Raw genomic sequence first — 23,629 nt, forward strand, 5'->3', positions numbered from 1 at the left:
GCATGTTAGATAAACTGAAAAAAATCTGGCAAGTACTCAATCGCCCGAGTGTGCACTACAGTCTAGGTTTTTTAACCTTAGGTGGTTTCGTGGCGGGGGTGATTTTTTGGGGGGGCTTTAACACCGCGCTTGAAGCCACTAACCAAGAAGCTTTCTGTATCGGTTGCCACGAAATGGAAAATAACGTCTACCAAGAGTTACAGACGACTATCCATTTCACTAACCGCAGTGGTGTGCGTGCGACTTGTCCCGATTGCCATGTGCCACACAATTGGACCGATAAGATCGCCCGCAAGATGCAGGCATCCAAGGAAGTGTGGGGCAAAGTGTTTGGTACTATTAATACCCGTGAGAAGTTTGAAAGCAAACGTCGTGAACTGGCGGAGCACGAGTGGGAAAGGTTAAAGGCAAACGACTCTTTAGAGTGTCGAAACTGCCATAACTTTACCTATATGGACTTTACTCGCCAATCACCTCGGGCGGCGCAGATGCACTCCACCTCGCTGGCGAGCGGAGAAAAAACCTGTATCGACTGCCATAAGGGTATTGCTCACCACCTCCCTGATATGAAAGGGGTGGAAGGCTTCTAACCTTGCCAGATTGATCATCGCCCTAAGGCCAAGTGCATTCCACACTTGGCCTTTTTATTGGGGCCACAGTTATAAAAGGACTTAACACTTTGTTGATCCCATCGAGCTTTCTCCCCTTAGGTTCCTGTTAGCATTCATCATTATAAATCCCTGTTTTGTCCGTGAGTAATCCATGCAACTCGATATTAACGGTTTAACCCCCGCAGCGTTTTTAGCCCAGTACTGGCAGAAAAAGCCACTGGTGATCCGTCAAGGATTTAAGCATTTTCAAGATTTAGTGTCCCCAGAGGAATTGGCGGGCTTAGCGATGGATGAGTTAGTCGAATCGCGGCGAGTTTATCAGCAGGCGGGGCAATGGCATGCGGAGTTTGGCCCCTTTGACTCCTATGACAAACTCGGTGAGCGGGATTGGACTCTAATAGTGCAGGCGCTGAATAACTGGCTACCCGATGCCGAAGCATTAATACAATGCTTTGATTTTATTCCCCGTTGGCGCTTCGATGATGTGATGGTCAGCTATGCGACTCCAGGCGGTGGTGTCGGGCCGCATATCGATCTCTACGATGTATTTATTTGTCAGGGTTCAGGACGTCGTCGCTGGCGAGTGGGGGATCGTGGCCCGCACCGTGAGTTTGCTGCCCACCCTGCGCTACTGCACACCGAAGCCTTTGAGCCGATAATCGATACCGAGTTATTACCCGGCGATATTCTCTATATTCCCCCAGGGTTTCCCCACGATGGAATAACACTCGAAGAATCACTAAGTTTTTCGGTGGGTTATCGTACTGCTTCGGCAAAGGATATGGTCAGTGCATTAGCGGATCATTTATCTGAACATGATTTAGGTGCCCAGCAGATTGAAGATCCTGACCGTCAAGTATCAAATCGTAGTGGTTGTGTCGACAAGGCTGATCTGACGCGTTTACGGTCACAACTTATCCAAGTATTGAATGATGACCTGGTCAGTGAGTTTTCCGGTCGCTACTTAACCCAGTCAAAATGTGCCTTAGATTTACCCGATGAGCCGCTGGATATCATCCTGGATGAGGTACTCGCTTGGCTAGACGAGCAGCCACTTATTCGCCTGGGCGGTTTACGTTGTCTGTATTTTGAGATAAGCCTTGGGCAGGGAGTTGTGTTTATCAATGGTGAACGCTACCAACTCCCCGCTGAATTGGCTGACGTCATCCCGCTACTCTGTGATGGCAATCTGTTAAGTAAGGCTGCGCTTGCACCTTGGTTAAACAATGCCGAATTTAGAGCACAACTGACTGAATGGGTGAATTTAGGCTACTGGTATTTTGACGATTTGAGTGACGGGGAGGATGAATAGCCTGATCCAACAATAAACCCAACAAAATAGATAAGGGCGCAAATATGTGCGCCCTTTACAACTGTTTATGCTTCCACGATGGAGAATTAAAGCTGTACCGTAAAGATCACATCTTTGCCAGCGGTCACGCTTCCCTGGGCTTTATCTAGGTATTTTACGTCTTCCATATTGGCGAGCACTACGGGGGTGAGCAAGCTATCCACTTGATCTTTTAGATAATCAATATCGAATGACAGGATAGGATCGCCCACTTTGACCTGCTGACCTTCCTCGGCCAAACGCTTAAATCCCTTGCCCCTGAGTTCAACCGTGCCGACACCAAAGTGGACGAACAATTCTAAACCTTGGGGTGACTCTATGCTAAATGCATGGTTTGTTTCGAAAATTTTACCAATAGTGCCATCAATTGGCGCGAGGATCAGTTCGCCTTTAGGGGCGATGGCTATGCCGTCACCGACAATTTTTTCGGCAAAAACCACGTCGGGGACTTTTTCAATCGCCACTATATCGCCACTCACGGGGGCATAGACCATGATGCCGCCGGCCAAATGGGCCTGTCCCGATACCAATCGCCTTATTCGGCTTAGAAATCCCATGATGTTGAGCCCCTTTTGCTTGTTTTTGTCATTGTTCTTTTGGTTTGTGAAGCAGCATAACGAATAAATTTCAATATTTATAGCTTGTTATACACTGCTGTAGGCTTGCAATGCGATCTTGTTGCAGCGCGGTGTGCGCCAGTTCTGAAAATTGTTCAAAATGACCTTGGCAAATGGCGGCCTTCACTTCTAGCAGTGAGTTTAAATTGACACTGAGTTCATCGAGCCCCATGCCGAGTAACAGCGGGATCATCATGGGCGAGCTGCCCAGTTCACCGCAAAGGGACACTTTTACACCCGCTTGCTTAGCTTGGCTAATGGTCATCTTGATTAAGGTTAAAATGGCGGGTGAGAGCGAAGGATAGTCCCGGGTGAGTTGTGGATTGGTGCGATCCGCCGCCATGGCGTATTGGGTTAAGTCATTGGTGCCAATACTGACAAAATCGAGTCTAGGTAACATAGAGGCCAGATTGAGCACGGCCGCGGGTGTCTCAACGACGATACCGTAACTCAGCTCGCCGTAGCCTTTTTCTTCCTCCTCGAGGGCATCTTGGCATTCGGCGATAAGCTGAAAAATATGATCGAGTTCTTCTACTTGGTTCACCATAGGAAACATTAGCCGGATAGGGCCGTGGTTGGCGGCCCGCAGAATCGCGCGGATCTGGGTTTTAAATAGCTCCGGGTGAGCTAAGGTGTAACGCACGCCACGCAGACCTAAGGCCGGATTGTCTTCAATCTCTTGGCACAGGCAGGGTAATTCTTTGTCTGCACCTATGTCTAACGTCCTGATAGTAAATGTTTTTCCACCTAAGGCATGCAAGGCCTCACAATAGAGGCTGTATTGGGCTTTTTCATCGGGTAGGGTGCTGACGTTCATCAACATAAACTCGGTACGAAATAAGCCAATACCGTCGGCGCCGACATCACTCACATGGGTAATGTCGTTTAGATTACCAACATTGGCGAGAAGCCCGATTTGATGGCCATCAAGGGTCTTAGCGGGAACATCCCGATAGGTCTGTAATGCGGCGCGTCTTGCCTGTTCATGGTGCAGGGTGACTGTTAAGCGTGCCTGTTGCTCTGGATTGGGGTTAACGCATAGTTCGCCGTTGAGCGCATCGAGCACTAATGGCGTGCCATTGGGGATAAACTCGGCATCAAACTGACAGCTTAAAATCGCCGGAATACCTGCAGCCTTCGCCAAAATGGCCGTGTGACTGGTTAAGCCACCGGTTTTAAGAACGATACCGCTAATATGCTCCTTGGGTAATAGGGCAAATTCGGCGGGGGTGAGGTCCTGTGCCAGCAGAATCGTCGGCGCGGTGAGTTTTTCAAGCCCTTGATCTAATCGGCCATTAATGGCCGCGACCAGGCGTTGCCCTAGGCAGCGGACATCCTGTGCACGGTTGGCAAGGTAAGGATCGTCCAGTGACTCTAACTCGTTGGCTTAATGCGCAAAAATACGCTCTACCGCGACACTTGCCGATAATTGCAGGGTCCGGATAGCCTCTTTGACTTGATCGTGGAGTTCTTCATCCTGCAGCAGTAATAAATCGGCCTCGATCAGTTGAAAATTTTCACATTCACTTTCGAGTTTGGCTTGGCTGTGGCTGAGTTGCTGTTGAAGTGCCTGTAATGCTTTGACAAATTTGCTTTGTTGTTGCGGGATCCGTGAAAGGGGAATAGGGCGATAATCGAGGTGATTTTCGGTGTGGTTAAGGTGCAGTGCCTGTCCAAAGGCAATCCCCGATGACACTATAATCCCCGTAATCGACATATTTATTCCTACTTTATTCCTACAATCGAGTCTTAGCTGCCAGTAACAGCAAAGTTTAACTTAAGGTAATTAAGAGCGCTGATACTTTTTCAACGGCTTCCTGTGCCTGCTCGCCATCGGCAAACACTCTCACAGTAACCCCCTGGTACAAACCTAAGGTTTGTAATTTAAACAAGCTTTTAGCACTGGCTTGTTTACCATTGCATTCCACTAATACATCGCAATCAAAGGTCTTAGCTTCTTTAACTAAGAGTGCCGCTGGGCGGGTATGGATACCATGTTTTGCGGTGATAGTGACAGATTTTTCGTACATATTGGATAGACTCTTATGGGCGTGTTACGGCGCTGCTTCTGGCTCGATAATTTGGTAGCCCTGTTTTTTTAAGGCGGCAATCGCGCTGGTTAAGCGATTCTTTTTCACGAGAATATAATCGGTATCGAAGGTCGAAAGCGCAAAAATACTGATTTGTACGTCCGCTAGGGTGCCAGAAACTTTAGACAGAATGCCAGTCATTGAAAATCCCAACGGCCCTAAAACCTCTAAACAGCACCAGTTTGGCTCCTGTTCGAGACTGTCGAGTTCAATGTCGCTGGAAATCACTAGAGTAAGGCCTTCCTCCGTCTTGCCGATAAAATACACTTCCTCTGCAAATACCTCACTGGGTAATTGAGCATTAGGGCTAAAGCTATGGATAGTGTATTGCCGCGTGTGGACGGCTAAGGTCATGCGCATTGATGGTTCCTCAATCGGCACTGCAAGTTAGGCAGCCTAGTTTGAATGGGTTACAGCATACCTTATAACATAAACGCCAAGATAGGCAGACGTGCGCCACAGTGTAAACTAAAAGAAGGCGTCCTTAAACGCCTCCTTTTGCTGCATAGCTGTGTATTGAGTACTGCGGTTTAGATTTTGAATTGGCCTAAGGTATGCGACATATCTTGGCTAATATCTTTGAGTGATTGGGCGGCGCGGCTATTGCCTTCGTTCGCCGTGACCGACACTTCGGTCAATTCTGAGATATTACAGATGTTGCGATTAATTTCCTCGGTTACAAGGGACTGTTCTTCAGTCGCACTCGCAAGCTGGGTGTTCATATCGCTGATATGGGCAATAAGCTGCAAAATCGCCGCCATGGCTTTACCAGCTTCGCGGGCCTGGGCCTGGAGTTCGTCGGATTGATGCTGAGTTTGACTATTACTCTTCATCACTGAGCCGACACCGGTTTGGATTTCGGTGATGATTTTTTGAATTTCATTGGTCGAATCCTGGGTGCGATTGGCCAGTGCGCGCACTTCATCGGCGACCACCGCAAATCCTCGGCCATGGCTGCCCGCCCTTGCGGCCTCAATGGCGGCATTGAGTGCTAACAGGTTAGTCTGGTCTGCAATACCCCGGATCACATCGAGAATGCTGCCAATTTGTTCAGATGCAACCCCCAGTTTTTGGGTGATGGCCTCTGAGGCTTTAAGTTCAATGGCGAGTTTTTCAGTGTTGCGCACAGTGTTATCGATAACCACTTGGCTCTGCTCGGCTTGATCCTTAACGCTGGTGGCGGCATCCGCGGCTTGCTGCGTATTGCTTGCCATCTCATGGGTAGTCGAGAGCATTTGGTTGACTGCAGTGGCAACGCTACCGGTTTCACGGTGAATATGCTCAGCGCTCTGGTTCGAGGCTTCAACGGCGAGCATAAGCTGTTTGGCGTCGTTATCGAGGGATTGGCCTAGGGGTTGTAAATGGCCCACCATATCACCAATTTTTTGCGCGAAAAGATTGTAGGCGAGGGCAAGGTGAGCAATTTCATCTTTACCTTGGGTGCTTATGCGTTGGCTCAAGTCGCCTTCACCTTGGGCGATATCTTCTAGCGCGTCGATGGCAGCATTAAGGGGCGAGGTAATTGAGTGATTCAGCACAAGGAAAAATGCAAAAATAGGCACTGAAATTAAAAACATAATAATCAGATAATCAACAATTACCGCACTTAAGCTTTGCTTAACATCACTCAGATATGCCCCGGTGATAATAGTCCAGCCCCACTGTGGATAATAACGAGCAGTGGCCAGTTTATCCTCAACGACCTTAGTCACAGGGTTAGCGATGGGATATTCTAAGGAGGTTTTTGACTGACTGCGGGCTAAGGGCAACATAGTTGCTAACGGATTGGTGCCATTGGGTAAGCGATAATTGAGCGCCGATGTCCCGATAAGCTCGCGGGTTTCACCATGGGCCAATATTTGATTGGTATCATCAATCACAATAAAGTAACCGGCGCCAGCATAGCGGGTTTGATTGATAAGCTCAGCGGCGGCTTTTTTGGCCTCCTCCTCGGTGGTTTTACCCTTAAGTGCATCCTGACGGTATACATCAACAATACTTAAGATGCTGCCTAATTGGCCATCAATTTGCAGCCATTTTTGATCGATTAAATTGCTGTACTGTTCTTTAATCGAGAAACTCGCAAAACACACAGTGCCAATGGCTGCCATGACTAACATCATCATCAGCCGTTGCAGTATGGTAAATCGACGCAAAAATGTGATCATTTGAGTTCCTTAGACGAGCAAGATATTGCGCCACAATATACCTGCGAATGTTTTTTAAGAGAATCGCGTATGTTCAAATTTCGTGTAAAGCTGTTAGGAATATTAGTATTTTTTGATCTTAAGCAGGATATTGATAAGGCGAGGGTGATGGAATTGATTGCCAAGTCACCTCCCTTGTTATTAAGTGAGCGGTAACCGACCCTTTGTTGTTTGGTGAATGATTAAATATCAATGGGTTATAGCATTGTTAAGTTAAAGTTCGAGCAAAATTCAGCTAATCAATTGTTTTAGTTTTGATTTTTTAGGTATTTACGCGCAAGATTAATTTACTGTTTAGTTTGAGAATCGATTATGACTACAAATACAATTGTCACTTCGGATGATATTTTACTGAAGTTATGCCACTCGGTAGCCCATGTGCTATCCCATACCAGTGCTAGCCATGTGAGCCATGCGGGTATGGTACAAAGCATCACGCGTACCCGCCTTAAACCCGATCTTGGCTGCTTTTCTATTTTTGATGGTGGATTTTCAGGCCTAGTCGTTATCAACTTTTCCGCCTCCGCCGCGATTGAAATTTACCGTCGTTACATGCTGAACATGGGGATGCCGGAAGCGGAATTAGCGTTTTCCCACACCTCCGATGAAGTTGGCAACGTGATGGGGGAGTTGATGAACCAGATCCTCGGTGATTTTATTAATAAAATCTCTAAGGAATTGCAGACGTCAATCAGCCAGAGTCAGCCAAAAATGTTGACTATTAATAAAGAGTTGACCATTTCAATCGACGCCAATCTCGACGATCCTGTGGCGAGGCGAGTGTCTTTTAAAACCGAGAATAACCATATTTTTTACCTCGAATTCGCCATGGATAAAACTGAATTTATTAAGTTAGATGAGTTTGAATACGATGAAGAATTCGACCCAGATAGCCTGTTGGAACAACATGGTCAAAATGGGAATCAGACCGCCACATCAAACACAGTTTCACCCTGGACTAAGATGGCCGATAAGCCCGCAATCGCCAGTCAATTACATGATGTTGACGCCGATGATCTGCTCGATCAGTTGGGCATTTAAGCAGATAAGTGCTTGTAAGACGAATGTTAAACCATTCGTCTATACAAGTTGATTGAACTGTTTTAGTATCGTCGCAAAATAATAACTAAGGTTAAAAACCCGCTATGGCGTCGAAAGCGACCTCTATCGATATTGCTTATCGTGCTGGTGTATCCCAGTCAACGGTTTCCCGTGCCCTGAGAAACAGCCCGTTAGTCAATTTAGAGACTCGTCAGCGAATTCAAGCGATTGCGAAGGAGTTGAACTACAAAGTCGATAAAAATGCCAGTAATCTTCGCACCCAAAATAGCCATACATTGGCGCTGCTATTATGTGAAGATCCCACCAATGATGACTCGTTAATCAATCCCTTTTTTCTGTCGATGCTGGGGTCGATCACTCGGGCAACCGCGCAGCAAGGATATGATTTACTTGTTTCTTTTCAACAGTTATCCAGCGATTGGCACGCCGATTACGAGGACAGTAATAAGGCCGATGGTATTATTCTGCTCGGCTATGGCGATTATATGGACTACGAGCAAAAGCTCGAACGGTTATTGGCCCAAAACACCCATTTTGTGATTTGGGGGGCTGAACATAATAATAAGTCTGTATTGTCAATTGGTTGCGATAACCATCAGGGCGGTTTAATCGCAACAGAGCATTTGATTTCCCTTGGACGTAAAGCATTTGCCTTCTTAGGCGATGCATCTAGCCACAGCCCCGAGTTTAGGGATAGGTACCTTGGGCACGTTAAAGCCTTACAAGCGGCAAATATTCCCGTTGATAGCAATAAACAAGTGTCGGCCATCAGCACGGAAAGCTCGGGTTATGATGCGGCGATATCATTGTTGGAACGGGGAGCAACATTTGATGCGATTTTTGCCGCCAGCGATTTAATTGCCATCGGCGCCATTCGGGCACTCAAAGAAAAGGGAATCGCGGTACCGGAACAGGTTGCCGTGGTCGGCTATGACGATATTCCCGTTGCCAGTTTTGCCAACCCGCCATTGACGACCATTAAACAAAATACCCAGTTAGCCGGCGAAATTTTAGTGGAGAGTGTGCTTAAGCTGATCCGCGGTATCGAAGTCAGCCCACAAGTTATTCCAACCACATTAGTGGTCCGTAGTTCCTGCGGCATAGACAGTACGCCAATAGAGGCACTATAAATCTATTTTTAATCAAAACTGCTAGATGATTAATTATGCCGATACTGCCATATTTAAGATTTAGTAAACAAGCGATTGATGCCCTGCAAATAGTGCAGCACATAAATACTAAGACGTTAGCCAGTAGGAGGCATTTTGCTCATCATTGCGTCATTATTACTTATCTTATGTGGTTTAGTTCATTCGATCCTTGGTGAACGCTACATTCTGATCCGTTTGTTTAAGCGTGATAATTTGCCACATATTTTCGGAAGTGATCAATTTACAAAAGGTACTCTTCGGTTTGCATGGCATATAACAAGTTTTGCTTGGTTTGGTTTTGCGGCACTCTTAGTGTTACTGCCTGATTCGAGAATATTACTTTTTACTGTCAGCATTATATTTGCTCTAAGTGGCGTTTTTTCTGCTTACTACACCAAAGGTAAACATTTATCATGGTTGGTGTTTTGGATTATCAGCGCATTAACACTAGCGAGTGCGGTTAATGGCTAACAAATGCCTGCACAATGCACCTTCTGCGCTCGACTCGCAACGAGTTGCGCGCGCGTGACGGGTGTTATGCCTCTTGTAGATGTATAACAAGTTGCCCAATTTTGCCGCAAACAGGATCTATATCAGTCTTCGCACTTCTTTCGCTCTTCTTGAATAAAGGATTATTTGTGTTAAATAGATTTTTTATGGTTGGAAGCCTTTTTATCTTAGGCTCTTGTGCTCTTAACTCAGCACCTACTTCACATCAAGAGCCGAATGAAGTGTATTTGTCTGATGGAAGAATTATCTATTTAGGTGAAATTACCCATGAAAAGAATGAGCAAGTATTTTCACTTTTTAAGTCGAACACTCATGTCACACTACTCGAAATAAGCTCTGTAGGTGGGGATGTGTTAGATGGTATGGAATTAGGCTCTTGGATAAAAGATCGAAACTTAGACGTGCAAGTCGGTATGGTATGTGCGTCGTCCTGTGCAAACTATGTATTTTTAGCTGGAAATAATAAATATCTACAGGAACAATCAATATTAGTATGGCATGGAAGTTCATATCAACCTGACATCGATATATTAGTTAAATCCGGACATGAGTTTACCAATCGATGGCGTGAACAAGAGACAGCCTTTTTTAAACGTGTAGGTGTTAATTATCAAATTACCACCTGTGGAATTACACAGGTTCCAACTGGATTGTCTATTTTGCATTTCCTCAATATTACTAATATTAAGGGATTTGACTATTCAATAGAGGATATGGAACGGTTTGGAGTAAAAGGAATTACTTTTGTTGATAGTCACTGGTTAGGTTCTCCACATTTAGATTTGCAAGGAGTATTTAGGGCTAGTTATTGCGAATAAGATGAAAAGCTTGAAGTCCCATCTTAATGGTACAGTCATTTACACCCGAATGAATTTTGCCTTTATTCCCCTATAAGGGCCCTACAAGGGAGCCCTCACTTTTATGAACGGGTTTATTTTCCCCCGTATTGACGCAAAAACTTGGGTACATCCGCTTTTGCTTTTTTAGCTAGGGTTTGCAGTAAGCTAAATGGCGGTGCAGAAATAGCGTAGTCTCGTTGTAAGTCATCGAGCATGGTGAGCCACAGATGGCCGGTCATCTGCGCATCGGCTAAGGCGCGGTGAAAGGTGCCGTCGTTGGGGATTTGTTTATAGCGAACTAAGGTGGCAAGTTGATGATTGGTGGCTAAGGGATATAAACGCCTCGCCACCAGCAAAGAGCAACCAAATTGCCCCGCATATTGATGGCCTATATGGGCAAATTCGGCATCGAGAAAGCGTTGGTCAAATGCCGCGTTATGGGCAACTAGATGATGATTGCCGATAAAGTCAGCAAAACGGGCCATCACTTCGTGATTGGGCGCCGCATGCTTAAGCATCTGATTGCTGATCCCCGTGTAGTCCTCAATAAAGGCGCTGATCTTAAATCCTGGGTTCATTAACTCTGAAAATCGATCGGTTATCACACCTTGTTCTATGAGCACAGCGCCGATTTCGATGGCGCGATCCCCTTGATTGGGAGACAGGCCAGAGGTTTCAAAGTCGAGCACGACTAAGGTATTTGCGGGACTAAATGTGGGTTTTTTAGGCATAAATCTGTCTTAGGTTCGCTATTTTACTCAAGTGTTTGGCCCTTTAATGGACCAAAATGGATGCTAAGTTGTCTGCAATTATCAGAGCTTAAATATCATAGTGCAGATCCATACTTATTCTAAGCCCTAAGTTATAGGCATGATTTTGATGTAAATACTCCATTAATTCAGTATCCAGAAGCTGCGCTAGGGTGATGGGTCTTGCTTCCCAACGCGGCGCATGGCCCGCATCGTTAAAGTATGTAAGGTATAAGCGCCGCTGACTTTGGTTGATACCAAAATAGGTCATATTGCAGCGTTCGGCGATGGAGAGATAGGGTTCAAAATCGAGGGCATAGACCTGCATTGCATCGAATGCTGACCAGGGAATATACCGAGTCTTATCATAGTATTCTGCGGGCAAAATCGCCTCGGGCGCTATGGCGTCAAATAGGGCGATAACCTGCTGTAAATTTTGAAGTTTAATTATGCCGTTATTGTTCAATGTTGCTCCTTATTCCCAAAGCCTAGCAGCAAGTCCTGATGCCCTTTGGGTGATTTGGCTGCTGGCACGCTCGAAAACGGGCTGGGTGCCTAGGCAGGTAAAATGCGCTTTTGCGCGGGTGATGGCGGTGTAGACTAATTCCTTGGTGAGTAACTGCCACTGGGCTAGGCTGGGATTAGGCGGCAACACTAAGGCTACCTGATTAAATTCACTGCCTTGGCTTTTATGCACTGTCATTGCGTAGCAGGTTTCATGGCGCGGTAAGCGCGCGGGCAATACCTTAAGTTGGCTGCCGTCGGCCTTAATAAAGTGGGCCATTAATCGCTCGGGTTTGTCTTCGTCTTGTAAAATCAGTCCAATATCGCCGTTAAATAGCCCTAAGTTATAGTCGTTGCTTTGGATAATGATGGGTCTACCGAGGTAAAATTCCTGCTGTGGCTGGATAAGTTTCGCCTTGGCGAGGGCCAAAGTGACATAGCCGTTGATCCCTTCGACCCCATAATTACCCGAGCGCATGGCGCATAAAATACGGTATTGGTTAAAGGATTCGATAATATCAAAGGTGCTTGGGCGGGCGCCTTGGAGTAAGGGATTGAGATAATTGCCATAGAGACTCACCGCTTGTTCAAGCAGAGCATTGAGTCCGCTGTTGTTTTCAGGCTCACTGATTTTGGTCTGGGTCGCATTAGTGTCCATCCCATGCTCTAACCAGTTAAGTTCGGCAAATCCCCGTTGCCATACCTGTAATATCCCTGGCAAATCGGAGCGATTGACCGCGCTGGCGAGCAGTCCAATTCCCGCATCGCCCTTAAATCTATGGCTGTGCATTAACATGCACAGGCTGTCGCCAAGTTTGGGCGAGTCGCTGATATAGGGACTTAAATCGAAACCCGTTAAGCGGCTAAGCAGATTTGCCTGCTCCTTGGAATAGCGCATTTGCCAAGGAATGGCTTGCTCGCCAAACGGCTGATCTTCAACCTTTAGCCCGGCGCAAATATCGGCGAGTACGGCTCCGGCTTCGACGGAGGCGAGTTGGTCCTGATCCCCAAGCAAAATTAAGCTGGCGTGTTCGGGTAGGGCGCTGAGCAGTTTATCCATCATAGGTAAATCCACCATAGAGGCTTCATCGACAATCAAGAGGTCGAGCCTTAGGGGATTGCCTGCGTGGTGGCGAAATTGGGCGGAATTGGGGATCACCCCCAGTAATCTATGCAGGGTTGAGGCTTCCTCGGGGATCTGATCTAGGGCCCTTAACAGTGCCTCGTTATCCTTTAAGTCCGCTGTGCTGGCGTTAGGCAAAGTTAGCAGTACCTTGGCAAGGCGAGCCTTAGAGGCCTTAATGGATTCACTTAAACGGGCGGCTGCTTTGCCCGTTGGCGCGACGAGGCGGATTTCCCCAGGCTTAAGCATTTGTTGCAATAACAACAGCTTAGTTACTGTGGTGGTTTTACCTGTGCCCGGGCCGCCGGTGATCACCGCCAGCTTTTTACCGAGCGCCGTTGCCGTGGCGACTTTTTGCCAGTCGATGGCGTGGCTTCCCGCTGTCGCTGGGAACAATTGATCTAAATACTGCCCTAGATTGCCACTGGGATCCTGTTCATTCTCAAGGCTCGATTGCTGCGAGAGCCGCACTAATGCCGCCGCGACTTTGGTTTCAAACTGGTAATAACGTTGTAGATACAACCTGCCATTATCGAGGATTAGTGGCTTATTACTGCCCGCATGACCAACCGCATCAAAGGCTTGCAATCTGTCGTTGAGCTCCGCTAGGCTGAGGATAAGTTTACAATGGCTATATTGTTCAGCCAGAGGATTGAGTGGCACTAGATGGGCCAGCACTAGGCAACTGTGTTGGGAGGATAATTGCTGGCTCAGTAGGGCGCACAGCAGGATAAACAGCGGATCCTGTTGATCCTTAGGGTGTAACTGGGCCATTTCGAGGGCAAAATGGCGATCGAGTGGTGTCAGCAGCCTTTCTAACTCCCAGCGTTTGAGCAGTTCCTCGATAGGGGCGGTCAGTTGCACTGCACCATAGTCAAGCCAGTTTTCGGCGGTTTTAGCGTGGATGATACCCCGGTTTGAGGCTAGATTTGGCCCAAGTGTGGTGTTCATGCTATGGCTCCTGCCGCTTTTGGGGTTAATTGACTGCGCTTAAACAAAGCATCAAGGGCGAAAATAAGTGCCTTGGGCGGCTTATCATAATAGACGCCAAATCCCGGCTGCTGCGCCGACATTCCCCGTAAAAACAGATAGTAACAACCACCAATATGCATATCGTAGTCGTAGTCTGGTAGACGTAAAGCGAGGTATCTGTGCAGAGCCAAGGAATAGAGAATGTACTGCAAATCGTACCTATGCTCGGCTATCGCCTGTTGCAGAGCTCCCTGATGGTAGGCGTGGAACGAGTCACCTAAATGATTGGATTTATAGTCAGCAATATAGAACTTGCCTTGATATTCAAAGGTTAAGTCGATAAATCCCTTCAGCATTCCCTCAAGCTCGTCAAACTTGAGGTTCGATTCGTAGCCATACTGCAGCAACAGCGTATTGAGCTCTGTATCCTTAAGCGCGCTTAAGGGCAGGTAAAACTCCATCTCGACTAAAGTGTCCCGTGGGGCGAGCTTGGCAAGGCAGAGCGAAGAAGCGCTTGCATCCGATGGTGCAGTTTCATTCGGGGGCAGTGTGAGCGGGGCGTGCAACAAGTCCAAATACCAAGCCTGCAGCACGGCTTGCCATTCTGGGGCAATAGCGTATTGCAGCATCGCCTTAGGCAAATGCTGTGCTAAATCGATTTCAGCCTTTGTAAAATCAATGAGTTCTAACACTAAATGCATAAAACTACCCGCATTGGCGCCGCGCTCGAAGTTAAAGCGGTTCAAGGCGAGGGGATCTTGCTCTCCAATTTGAGGATCGCTGGCGACTTCCCCTAATAGATTCAGCGTCGCTGGGCCCAATGCGGCGCCATTTAGCTCAAGTGCTCCTAGGGCTTCATCATCGGCCCCGGGTTTGGCCTTACCTTGGCCAGTATTTTTGACTAAGCCGGAATAACTGCCGACCCGCCAGGGCGTTATATAGTGGCGGGTCACGGTTTTAGCGCTTAAGACCTGCGCCTCATCTTGGCTTGAGGGCAGTGAGCTTAGGTCGATATGCTCGGGCACTAGGGTAAAATTAATCGCATCAAGGTCTTGAGTAAGATGCTGCACCGCTTGGCATAGGCGGCTAAAGTCACAGTTGTCGTCATCAATGCCCAGCAGATAGCCTATGGCGGTTTCATGCAACTGACTCTTGAGCCCGTTTTTAAGTTGGCGACTGTGATTGGCAACCGATAAATAACAGAGGTAAACGGGGCGGGTGAGCGCCACATATAAGAGGCGCAGATCTTCGGCTAAGGTTTCCTGCTTGGCCTGCTCCCAGCCTTCGTCCGTACCCTCAATATCCCACACCAATTCTTGCCCACCTTGGGCATTGGTCCTGTGGTAAAGCATAGGTGAAGGTCTGCGACGATTGTCCCGCGCAAGGCTGACAAAGGGGATAAAACAGACGGGGTACTCAAGGCCCTTACTCTTATGGATAGTGACAATCTGTACTAGATTCTGCTCACTCTCTAGCCGCAATTGCTGCTCATCTGTGCCTGTATTATCAATCAGTTGTTGTTCATACCAATTGAGTAAGGCGCTTATGCCATCCAGCTCAGTGGATTTTTGCTGTAATAGCTCGGCAAGGTGACGAAAATCGGTTAAACGCCGTTCGCCGTCGATATTGTCGGCCTGGGGATTGTCTTGCCCATCTTCGATACTCGTGTTGCCTGCGGCTAATAGGCGTTCGATAAGATGAGTGCTATTGGCGAGGCTTAATAGGGCGGGCATGATGCCGCGTTTTTGCCACATTTGATGCAGATTAAAAAACTGCTCCAATAGTTGCTGCCGCTGCTCTTCATCTTGATTAAATGTATGAATTTGCTCTGCGCTATAGCCTAATAATGCAGTTGCCAGCGCGCTGCGTAGGGCGCGCTCATCCTTAGGATCGGCCAGTGAGCGCAGCACTAACACCATTTCCCGCGCCTCTAGGGTGTTAAACACGCTGTCACGGCTTAAAAACACCGCGCCAATATGGCGTTTATTTAAGGCGGTTTTCATCACCGCCGCTTCGTTACGGTCCCGCACTAGGATGGCGATGTCCTTAGCCACTAATGGTCCCTTAGGGGTGAGACACTCGCCATTGGCCGCATCGGTCAATAATCGAGTGATTTCTGCCGCCGCATCCTCCGCCAGTATTTGCCTCGCTAAGGTTTTATTGAGGCCATTTTCGGTTTCACTGAGCAGCCTTAATCTGAGGGATGCCGCAGTCGGTATTTTCTCAGTTAAGACTTTGTTCTTGGCTGCACTGGGTGTGTTAACCGCCTCAAAGGGGATGGAATCACTGATAAAGGGATTTGGATGCTGGCTAAACAGATGATTCACCCCCGCGACCATATTGGCGCCCGAGCGATAATTCGTGTCTAAGTGATAGTGCTCGGCCGTGGCCCTGCGGGCCTCGATATAGGTATGGATATCGGCGCCGCGAAAGGCATAAATCGCCTGCTTAGGGTCGCCTATCATCAGTAGGCCAAGTGGCTTATCTGCCGCTGGGGTATCCTTGGAATGTTGTGAGCCATCTAGTTGGTAAATTTTTGAGAAAATTGAAAATTGTAATGGATCTGTATCCTGGAATTCATCGATCAGCGCCACCGGGAAGCGGCTCGCCACGGCCCTAGGTAAAGTCTGATGGTTGGCGCTCAGCGCCGCCTCAAGGCTCGTCAGCAGATCATCCGGGGTCAGCACATTTTTTTGCTGCTTTTGCTTGGCAAAACGCGCGCTTATCCCCTGTTTGGCACTGTATAGAAACGCCGGTTTGATCTCGGCGATAAGAGTGGCGAGCTGTTCTATATGCGCCATTAACGGCGCCTCTTCTGCGCTTGGGATCACGCCGCCCTTATTGAGTTTTAGCTGTGATAGGGATAAAGCCTCTAGGGCTTTTGGCGATGGCAGCCCACGACCCGAGGCGAGCCAGTTATCTAGGCTATCGAACATCTCGGCAAGTTTGGGGTATTGATCGCTTGCCTTACCAAATCGGGTGCCATTTAAGGGCAAGCTGTGGAGCAATTCGAGCAAGCCATCGCGGCCACGGGGCCAGGCCAATTTAAAGCGCGCTAAACTTTGCTGCAGTGATTGGGCTAAGGTGGCAAATTTTGCCGTGGGCACCAGAGGCGTCGCTTGGCTCGCCCCGAGTAGTGGGCGCAACTGTTTGACTAAGTTATCGGGATCCGTAAATGCCTTGGCAATGATTTCGGCTAAGTCATCGGGCAGGGGGTAACAGGTTTCACGCCAAAAATCCCGCACCGCATGGTGCAAAAACTCGCTGTCGTCTAAGGTGAAGTCCGACTCGAACAGGAGGGAAGACTCAAAGGCGAGATCCGCTAAAATCCGCTGACAGAAACCATGGATAGTAAAAATCGCCGCCTCATCGAGGGACTTTAATGCTAAATCGAAGCGCCTTAGGGCAATAGGTCGCTGATCCTCTGGAGTATTCTGGTAAAGCACTTCAACGAAGGGATCGTCCACACTTAAGCCTAAAAAACACTTAAAGGCGACTTGAATACGGCGGCGAATACGATCCCTTAGCTCCTCGGTGGCGGCATTGGTAAAAGTCACGACTAGGATTTGCTCACAGGTGAGGGGCGTCGTGTCGCCGTTACCGGACCCATTGATATCCCCTAGGAGTAATCGCAGATATAGCCCTGAAATAGTGTAGGTTTTCCCCGTTCCCGCGCTGGCTTCGATCAGGCGGCTGCCACTAAAGGGCAAAGTTAAGGGATTAAGGGTCTGTGGCTGTTTATGGGAGCCCAAGCCTATAGGTTGACTCATGCCTGTGCTCCTTCTTCACTGCTGGAATTGGTTACCGCTAAGTTCATACCTTCGTTAAGGGCAAAGTCCTCCAGCTCCGCTAAGGTACCCTTGTGATATAAGCTCACCATAGGTGCATAAATGCGTAGCGCCAGTGCCCCAAAGCGGGCTTGGGTAAAGTCCTTGGGGAACTGAAACAGTCTTTGATAGTGCGGCTCTGTGCCTTCGCCGATTTCGCCCTGTTCATCTAGCCATTCAGGCTCGGCCTCCTTCAATTTGTCAGCATGTTCGCCCTCGGCTTGGGCGTAGGCGAGGGAGGTTCTGGGCATAAAGCACAGGGGATGTTGCTGCCCCTCGAAGAATAAGTGCAGTAAATCCCCTAAAAGTGCGTGGGCCTGCTCGGGATGAATGGGGGACAGTGCATGGAAATGCCCCATATCGAGCAGGTAGCTGGCGTTGGTGTGGCCCATCGCCATCAAGCATAAATGGCGAATATACAGGCGCAGCAGATCGCGGCCATGGGCACTGCCGGGACGGTAATTGACCAGTCCCTTAGGACTTATATCGTCGATTCTGCCCTCGAGGAGGAATGTGCGTATTTGGCCTAGGGGATTATCGAGGTCAAAGTGGAGCTTAATATCCCCATGGCGACTCGGCTGCTCTCCCTTAAGGAATAAGGTTCGGCCAATTAACGGTGAAATATCATGTTGATATTGGCGTAACAGGAGTTCATCGAAGGGACGCATGGGGAGATTCCCCTTGGCTTTAAGGCGTTCAATAAAATCGATATCGGCGGTTGTTATGCCTTGGCTAATGTTATGGTCCAGTAACTCGGCCTGTAGCTGGTAGCGTTCGAGGGAATCTAATCCAAAGGGTTCATCGTTATCATCCGCTTGAATACGAATGCTTAAATCGACTTTCAGGCTACGGTTAAAGAAGTATTGCGCCGGATTGCGGAAAAAACGGATTAAAGCAGAGACATCCACATGGGCTATCTCTAGATGGGCCATATCCACGGCGTTGTCGGTATCGGTAGGCAGGTATTCCAAACTGTGGATCAGGGTATCGGCATCAATAAAGTGCTGACGAGGCAACAGCTTATTGGGTGGACACCATTGTTTGCTGTAGCTCTGTTTTATGCCGGCATCATTCGGATGTTCACTGCTCGCTGCGCGATACAGGCGAGGATCGAAGGGCTGCAACGGCTGGTGGCTGACAATCGCGCCGTATAGGGCGGCTTCTGCAGCTTCTGCTGTAGTGGTCTCAAGCTCGGGTAATAGGTTTTCTGGTAGGTAACAAAGCTGACAATACTCAATTAGCTCAGAGACTAACATAGAGGCTATTCGCTCCGAGTTGTCTCGCTCACTGCGGCCTATATAGCTGATATAGAGCTGCTCGCGGGCGGATAACAGGGCTTCTAAAAACAGATATCTATCATCGAGGCGGCGGGATCTGTCGCCCTTACGCGCCCCAAAGTGGGCCATTAAATCAAAGCCCACAGGGTGAGTCATCCTAGGATAAACCCCATCGTTCATTCCCAGTAAACACACCACCTTAAAGGGAATCGAGCGCATCGGCATTAAGGTGCAAAAATTCACGCTCCCGGCGAGGTAGCGTTGGCCCACACGGGACTCGGTTAAGCGTTGATTAAACCATTGCTGCAATACCTCAATGTTCAGGGTGAGTGTATTGGCGATAGGCTGCCCCACTATTGTTTCTGACGACAGTGTCTTTGACAACAGGGCCTCTGGCGGCTGGGCGGCTGGGGCGGCACAGAGCAATTCCTGCTCTAATGCAGCGATGGCATCGCGGATTTCCTGTAATTGCTCGCGCTCATCCTCATCGGTGGCGTAGAAGTCGTCAAGCATCTGGCTTAACTCGGCTAAACGTGCCGTCCCTGTTTGGGGTCGTTCAAATTGTTGCGCTGTGTTATCGAGGACTTCGATAAAGTTGAGTAACTTGCCGAGTGCTTGGGCCGATTGACCTTCAACGCCCGTGACCACTAAGTTATCCAGATAGAGGGGCGCATCGTCACTGAGGGCATAGCCTAAAATTAACCGCCGGATCCCAAAGGCCCAGGAGTTTTGTTCGAAGGCGGGAACACCTTGTTTAAGGCGACTGTGCTGATCCCGCCCCCAACGGACTCCGGCATCATCCAGCCAGCGGCGGATCAGTTGCAGCTCGTCATCATCGAGTCCAAAGCGGCGCAGAATCGCAGGCACTTCCAGTATGCTCAGAATATCGGTCAGGCCGAAGCGGCTCTGGTTGATGCCCAGTAGATTTAAAAAACTGTTGATCAGCGGGGATTCCTGGGCGGCGCCACGGTCGGCAATGGCGTAGGGAATGTACTCTAACCCTTGCTTGGCGGCAAAGACGGCATCGATATAGGGGGCATAGGCGGCGACATCGGGCAGCATCACCACAATGTCTTTAGGTAATAATGGGTCTTTAGGTAATAGCGGCGCTTGGTCTTGGCTTAGGTTGTGGTTGTGGCGGTCGAGTAGATCGAGCAAGTGATCGTGCAGGGTTTCGACCTCCCGCAGTGGGCTGTGGCAACTGATGATACGAATCGATTCATCGTCCCGTTTGAGGATGCGCCGCGCACGGGTATTTTGATAAAGCTCGGTATCTGGGCCTAGCACTCTATCTAAGGTTTGCATCTCTAAAATATCGTATTGCACCCCGTGGAGCATGCTGGCCCGACTCTGGGGATCATTCGGATTATGACAGGGCTCACAATAAACATCATGGCCAAAATCACAGTGTTCGCTTGGCAGTTCGAGCAGCATATCGAGCAACTCGCGGCCCATTTTGCCGTTATTGGCGAGCAGTGGATTGCCCACCTCAAGTTTGTCTTCCCATTGCTCCGCCAATTGCCGTTTACCGGCATATTGCACCGCCATACGGGCGCGGTGACGGGGATCGACTATATCCCCCCAATAGTGCTGACAGGGGCTGAGCCCTAGGATGACCACATCGATTCGGCCTGCCAAATGATAAAGCACTTCAAGGGTTTGTGGCGCCATTGAAGAAATGCCAAACACAAATAAGCGTTGGGGTAACTTGGCAAAGGAAGTCGTGGGATCCTCAAGTTTAGCAATTAAGTCAGCGTGCAGGTTGGCCCTGTGGTAATGGCTTTGCTTGAGTTCATCACGGTTAAAGGCCACAAGGGCGCGCCACAACAGTGGCTGCCACGCCTGTTCTTCGGTGAGCTTAATGTCTTCGGACTGGGTATTTTGCTCCCACGCTAACATCCAGTCGGGACGGTAGACTAAATATTGGTCGAAGATATCGGCGATACGGCCACAGAGCTGGTAGAGCTTGATCTGATCTAAGGGATTATCGGTTTGAGCATGTGTTTCAGTGTTCGGTTGCGTTAATTCAGGGAAACTTGAGGCTAAATAATGCCTTAAAGGGCCAAAGGCTTCATCGGCTAATCGCTGTGGCAGCAGTTGCATCAGTTTCCAGGTCATGGCCGCCTTGGTAAAAGCATTATCCTTGGGCACATTGGGCAATAGCTCGTGGCAGAGCTGCCAGGTAAAGCTCGAGGGCAAAGGGAATTCCAGTGCAGCGGCGACCCCATTCTGCTTGGCTATTTCGAGGCGCAGCCAAGTTGACATGCCGGGGCTTTGCACCAAAATATGCTCGCTTTGCAGTAGGCGTGCACTTGGTACGCGCTGGCGAAGGTATGCGGCTAAATGGGCGCAGAGCACTTCCATTTGATTGGACTGGATTAACGTTAACATGTTCAACCCGTGATCTTGTGTCACTCAAAGGGTGACAATAGTGATGAATGTGTGCTTAACCACAATTCTATGTGTTTGATTTATAAGATTCAACAAGCCTTCGCCCCTAGGTTGAATTAAGCGCTTATTTTAAGTGCTTATTGGGGCGCATCAGCAGCCAATGAAGTGCTTTGGCTTTGGTTTTAAATAGGGCTAATTGCTGCTGGTAAACCTGAGCCGGTAAGTCCTGGTATTTTAAGGCAACGTAACTCTCGGTTAACTCGCTAAACAGGGAGCACAACTTGGGCGCTTTATGCCGATAGTCGCTTAGGATTTGCGCGGCAAAGTGGTTGGGGCCTTGGTTCGGGCTGCGGCGGATCCCGTGTTTCGCTAGGCGTTTGCAAATGCCTTGGTAACGCTCGCTGATGGGATCTTGTCCCTGTTTAACCCGGAATAACCCCACACTGTAGGCAATGTACAGTCCGATCAGGCCGATACATAGGCTCATAAAGACGGCGACCTTAGTCTTAGTGACATCTCCGAGCAGATTTCTCAATACCTTATTTTGCCGTTCTTGGTTAAAGCCAAGCACCCATAGGCTCCAGTAATAATCTATGCTGGCAAACCGCTGCCTTAGCTCATTCAGCCATGGGAGTGACTTTAAGCGCAGAGGGCTAAATGGGCTTTCTTGCAGGTAACTCTGCTCAGGATCAAACTGGGCATCAAAACCCAATTCGATACGATTAGGAGCCACCATGGCGGTGGGATCAAACCGCACCCAACCTTCGCCCTCTAGCCAAATTTCTGCCCATGCATGGGCCATATATTGGTACACGCTTAAATATCCCGCCTGGGGATTGTATTCACCGCCCTGATAACCTGTGACCATGCGGGCGGGTAATCCGGTTGCCCGTGCCATAAAGATCAAGGCCGAGGCATAGTGCACACAAAAACCCGCCTTATTTTCAAACAAAAAATCATCTATCTGTTGTGGCCCTAGTGGCGGCAGTGTGAGGGTGTAGAAAAAAGGTTGGCTATTGAAATAGCGCATCATGGCCCCAAGGCGCTGCTTAGGAGCGGGGTACTGGCTGTTAAATTGCTGGGCGAGGGCCAAGGTGCGGGGATTGCTGTCATCAGGGAGCTTAAGGTTGAGTTCTCTTTGCCGTGATGTGAGCTGAAGATCCATGCGTGCATTGGGCCAAGACTCGACCCGATAGCTGATACGTTGATCGACATTCCGTAGGGCGTAGAGGCGGTAATCGGGTAGGTTGACTATGCCTTCATCCTGGCTGTAGGCCAGATCTAAACCAAATAACCAAGGTTGGTGGCTGGGTTCGGCAATCACTTGATAGCGATAAACTTTTGTCTGTGGGTTAGGGGAATACTGGGACGGGGCGGCTGAGTTTACCTTAGGATCCTGTGCCAATTTTGATTCTGCTGAGGTGAATTGCTCGGCAGGGTTGGGCCGAGAAGGGGATAAAAAAAACGCATCCTGCTGCAGTTTTTTGATGCCGACTTCTTGGCGCCACGTCAGGCCATCATAATCTTCCAATACCAGTGCCCGCCAGTAGAGCTCGGCATTACGCGGACTGTTTCCTTGAGAATTGTTGGTTTGAGAATTGGCCCCTTGAAAACTGTTTCCTTGAAAGCTGGCTCGAAAGGCCAATTCAGTTGAACGGGTCAGCTTAGTAATATCCCCCACGGACACAGTATCGGATAATCCGGTTTGCGTCTCTTTCATATTGGGCACCAACCACAGCGGTGCAAAGCGTGGCAGGACTAAAAATAATAACAATGCTAGGGGCGCACTCTGCAGCAGTAATTTGCCACTCATCCAGGCTGTATGTTGCCATGACTGCTTGGTTTGATACAGGGTCACCAGTACGCAGGTGTTGATCACTGTGACCCCCAGTAAATGCACTGTGTTGAGCATAGATTGGTGATCGATAAAGCTCAGTGCGATCAAAAAATAGCCGACAATGACGACGGCGCGTACATCTCGAAGACTTCGCATCTCAATGTATTTTAAGGCATAACCTAAAATAAGCAGATTAACTAAGGCATTCAGTAACCCAATTTCCCCAGAAACCAAAGCGAGGGTGGTTGCAGCTCCAATGGCAAGACTAGTGACTAAAAACCGCGGAGGTTTAGCGACTTTTCCCACATAAATGCCGATGCGCCACACAAGGCAAATGGCGCAGATCCCCAGTGTCCAAGGCGTGGTTTTATCAAACAGAGGGCTCAATACCGCCAGATTGGTTAACAGCAACCAAAAGAGGGTTTGGCGGCTGATATTCTCTCCGGTCTGTGGCGAGCCTAGGTTGCTCAATATCTCCTGTTTCTTCGTGGACACTTTCTTGGTGAACATC

General features: G+C 48.7%; 16 protein-coding genes and 1 pseudogene. 6 read left to right on the plus strand and 11 right to left on the minus strand.

Annotation, left to right across the window (positions count from 1 at the left end; genetic code table 11):
• Positions 1–2: 2 nt before the first annotated feature.
• Together MJO46_RS01620 and MJO46_RS01625 are read left to right on the plus strand one after the other, a co-directional pair.
• Entirely contained in the window at positions 3–590 is a 588-nt protein-coding gene (locus MJO46_RS01620; RefSeq protein ID WP_198783322.1) for a cytochrome c3 family protein, read from the plus strand.
• A 172-nt stretch (positions 591–762) separates the two neighbouring features.
• The gene (locus MJO46_RS01625) at positions 763–1,923 is read left to right on the plus strand and encodes a cupin domain-containing protein (RefSeq protein ID WP_253987817.1); all 1,161 of its coding nucleotides are present in this window, start codon (positions 763–765) and stop codon (positions 1,921–1,923) included.
• Between the two features lie 86 nt (positions 1,924–2,009).
• Here the strand turns inward: MJO46_RS01625 and crr are convergent, their stop codons facing one another.
• From crr to MJO46_RS01650, 5 genes and pseudogenes are all read right to left on the minus strand, one after another.
• Entirely contained in the window at positions 2,010–2,519 is a 510-nt protein-coding gene (gene crr, locus MJO46_RS01630) for a PTS glucose transporter subunit IIA (RefSeq protein WP_198783324.1), read from the minus strand.
• Between the two features lie 70 nt (positions 2,520–2,589).
• A pseudogene (gene ptsP / locus MJO46_RS01635) lies at positions 2,590–4,296 on the minus strand (phosphoenolpyruvate--protein phosphotransferase).
• A gap of 55 nt (positions 4,297–4,351) precedes the next feature.
• Positions 4,352–4,609: an HPr family phosphocarrier protein gene (locus tag MJO46_RS01640; RefSeq protein ID WP_198783326.1), complete on the minus strand. Its 258-nt coding sequence runs from the start codon at positions 4,607–4,609 to the stop codon at positions 4,352–4,354.
• A 24-nt stretch (positions 4,610–4,633) separates the two neighbouring features.
• Positions 4,634–5,029 carry an ACT domain-containing protein gene (locus tag MJO46_RS01645; RefSeq protein ID WP_198783327.1) on the minus strand — a complete coding sequence of 132 codons (396 nt, stop codon included), beginning with the start codon at positions 5,027–5,029 and terminating at the stop codon, positions 4,634–4,636.
• Positions 5,030–5,199: 170 nt separating this feature from the next.
• On the minus strand, positions 5,200–6,837 hold the full coding sequence (locus tag MJO46_RS01650; RefSeq protein WP_253987818.1) for a methyl-accepting chemotaxis protein: 1,638 nt from the start codon (positions 6,835–6,837) through the stop codon (positions 5,200–5,202).
• A gap of 351 nt (positions 6,838–7,188) precedes the next feature.
• On the opposite strand from MJO46_RS01650, the gene MJO46_RS01655 reads away from it, so the two are divergent.
• The 4 genes from MJO46_RS01655 to MJO46_RS01670 all read left to right on the plus strand — a co-directional run bounded on the left by MJO46_RS01655 (position 7,189) and on the right by MJO46_RS01670 (position 10,417).
• Positions 7,189–7,917 (plus strand): DUF3334 family protein, encoded by a 729-nt coding sequence (locus MJO46_RS01655; RefSeq protein WP_253987819.1) that lies wholly within the window; start codon positions 7,189–7,191, stop codon positions 7,915–7,917.
• Positions 7,918–8,021: 104 nt separating this feature from the next.
• Positions 8,022–9,068 carry a LacI family DNA-binding transcriptional regulator gene (locus MJO46_RS01660; protein WP_253987820.1) on the plus strand — a complete coding sequence of 349 codons (1,047 nt, stop codon included), beginning with the start codon at positions 8,022–8,024 and terminating at the stop codon, positions 9,066–9,068.
• Between the two features lie 135 nt (positions 9,069–9,203).
• Positions 9,204–9,560 carry a hypothetical protein gene (locus MJO46_RS01665; RefSeq protein WP_253987821.1) on the plus strand — a complete coding sequence of 119 codons (357 nt, stop codon included), beginning with the start codon at positions 9,204–9,206 and terminating at the stop codon, positions 9,558–9,560.
• Positions 9,561–9,727: 167 nt separating this feature from the next.
• Positions 9,728–10,417 (plus strand): hypothetical protein, encoded by a 690-nt coding sequence (locus MJO46_RS01670; protein WP_253987822.1) that lies wholly within the window; start codon positions 9,728–9,730, stop codon positions 10,415–10,417.
• A gap of 113 nt (positions 10,418–10,530) precedes the next feature.
• On the opposite strand, the gene MJO46_RS01675 is transcribed toward MJO46_RS01670, so the two are convergent.
• The 6 genes from MJO46_RS01675 to MJO46_RS01700 all read right to left on the minus strand — a co-directional run bounded on the left by MJO46_RS01675 (position 10,531) and on the right by MJO46_RS01700 (position 23,628).
• On the minus strand, positions 10,531–11,169 hold the full coding sequence (locus MJO46_RS01675) for a PolC-type DNA polymerase III (protein ID WP_253987823.1): 639 nt from the start codon (positions 11,167–11,169) through the stop codon (positions 10,531–10,533).
• 88 nt (positions 11,170–11,257) lie between these two features.
• Positions 11,258–11,653 (minus strand): hypothetical protein, encoded by a 396-nt coding sequence (locus MJO46_RS01680; protein ID WP_253987824.1) that lies wholly within the window; start codon positions 11,651–11,653, stop codon positions 11,258–11,260.
• A gap of 9 nt (positions 11,654–11,662) precedes the next feature.
• Positions 11,663–13,765, minus strand: coding sequence for an exodeoxyribonuclease V subunit alpha (recD, locus tag MJO46_RS01685; protein WP_253987825.1), 2,103 nt, complete (start codon positions 13,763–13,765; stop codon positions 11,663–11,665).
• A complete protein-coding gene (gene recB / locus MJO46_RS01690) occupies positions 13,762–17,556 on the minus strand; it encodes an exodeoxyribonuclease V subunit beta (protein ID WP_253987826.1) in 3,795 nt (1,264 codons plus the stop codon). Before recB ends, recD begins: the two co-directional genes overlap by 4 nt.
• Positions 17,553–21,281 (minus strand): exodeoxyribonuclease V subunit gamma, encoded by a 3,729-nt coding sequence (gene recC / locus MJO46_RS01695; RefSeq protein WP_253987827.1) that lies wholly within the window; start codon positions 21,279–21,281, stop codon positions 17,553–17,555. The genes recB and recC overlap by 4 nt, the downstream gene beginning before the upstream one ends.
• A 124-nt stretch (positions 21,282–21,405) precedes the next feature.
• Positions 21,406–23,628 (minus strand): DUF3488 and transglutaminase-like domain-containing protein, encoded by a 2,223-nt coding sequence (locus tag MJO46_RS01700; protein WP_253987856.1) that lies wholly within the window; start codon positions 23,626–23,628, stop codon positions 21,406–21,408.
• Between the last annotated feature and the right edge of the window lies 1 nt (position 23,629).

It is taken from the genome of Shewanella sp. KJ2020 (assembly GCF_024197625.1).
GTDB lineage: Bacteria > Pseudomonadota > Gammaproteobacteria > Enterobacterales > Shewanellaceae > Shewanella.

Excerpts from the sequence above, each read along its gene's own strand:
- MJO46_RS01620 (WP_198783322.1), top strand. The coding sequence starts at position 3 with ATGTTAGATAAACTGAAAAAAATCTGGCAAGTACTCAATCGCCCGAGT.
- MJO46_RS01625 (WP_253987817.1), top strand. The coding sequence starts at position 763 with ATGCAACTCGATATTAACGGTTTAACCCCCGCAGCGTTTTTAGCCCAG.
- crr (WP_198783324.1), bottom strand. The coding sequence starts at position 2,519 with ATGGGATTTCTAAGCCGAATAAGGCGATTGGTATCGGGACAGGCCCAT.
- MJO46_RS01640 (WP_198783326.1), bottom strand. The coding sequence starts at position 4,609 with ATGTACGAAAAATCTGTCACTATCACCGCAAAACATGGTATCCATACC.
- MJO46_RS01645 (WP_198783327.1), bottom strand. The coding sequence starts at position 5,029 with ATGCGCATGACCTTAGCCGTCCACACGCGGCAATACACTATCCATAGC.
- MJO46_RS01650 (WP_253987818.1), bottom strand. The coding sequence starts at position 6,837 with ATGATCACATTTTTGCGTCGATTTACCATACTGCAACGGCTGATGATG.
- MJO46_RS01655 (WP_253987819.1), top strand. The coding sequence starts at position 7,189 with ATGACTACAAATACAATTGTCACTTCGGATGATATTTTACTGAAGTTA.
- MJO46_RS01660 (WP_253987820.1), top strand. The coding sequence starts at position 8,022 with ATGGCGTCGAAAGCGACCTCTATCGATATTGCTTATCGTGCTGGTGTA.
- MJO46_RS01675 (WP_253987823.1), bottom strand. The coding sequence starts at position 11,169 with ATGCCTAAAAAACCCACATTTAGTCCCGCAAATACCTTAGTCGTGCTC.
- recD (WP_253987825.1), bottom strand. The coding sequence starts at position 13,765 with ATGAACACCACACTTGGGCCAAATCTAGCCTCAAACCGGGGTATCATC.
- recB (WP_253987826.1), bottom strand. The coding sequence starts at position 17,556 with ATGAGTCAACCTATAGGCTTGGGCTCCCATAAACAGCCACAGACCCTT.
- recC (WP_253987827.1), bottom strand. The coding sequence starts at position 21,281 with ATGTTAACGTTAATCCAGTCCAATCAAATGGAAGTGCTCTGCGCCCAT.
- MJO46_RS01700 (WP_253987856.1), bottom strand. The coding sequence starts at position 23,628 with ATGTTCACCAAGAAAGTGTCCACGAAGAAACAGGAGATATTGAGCAAC.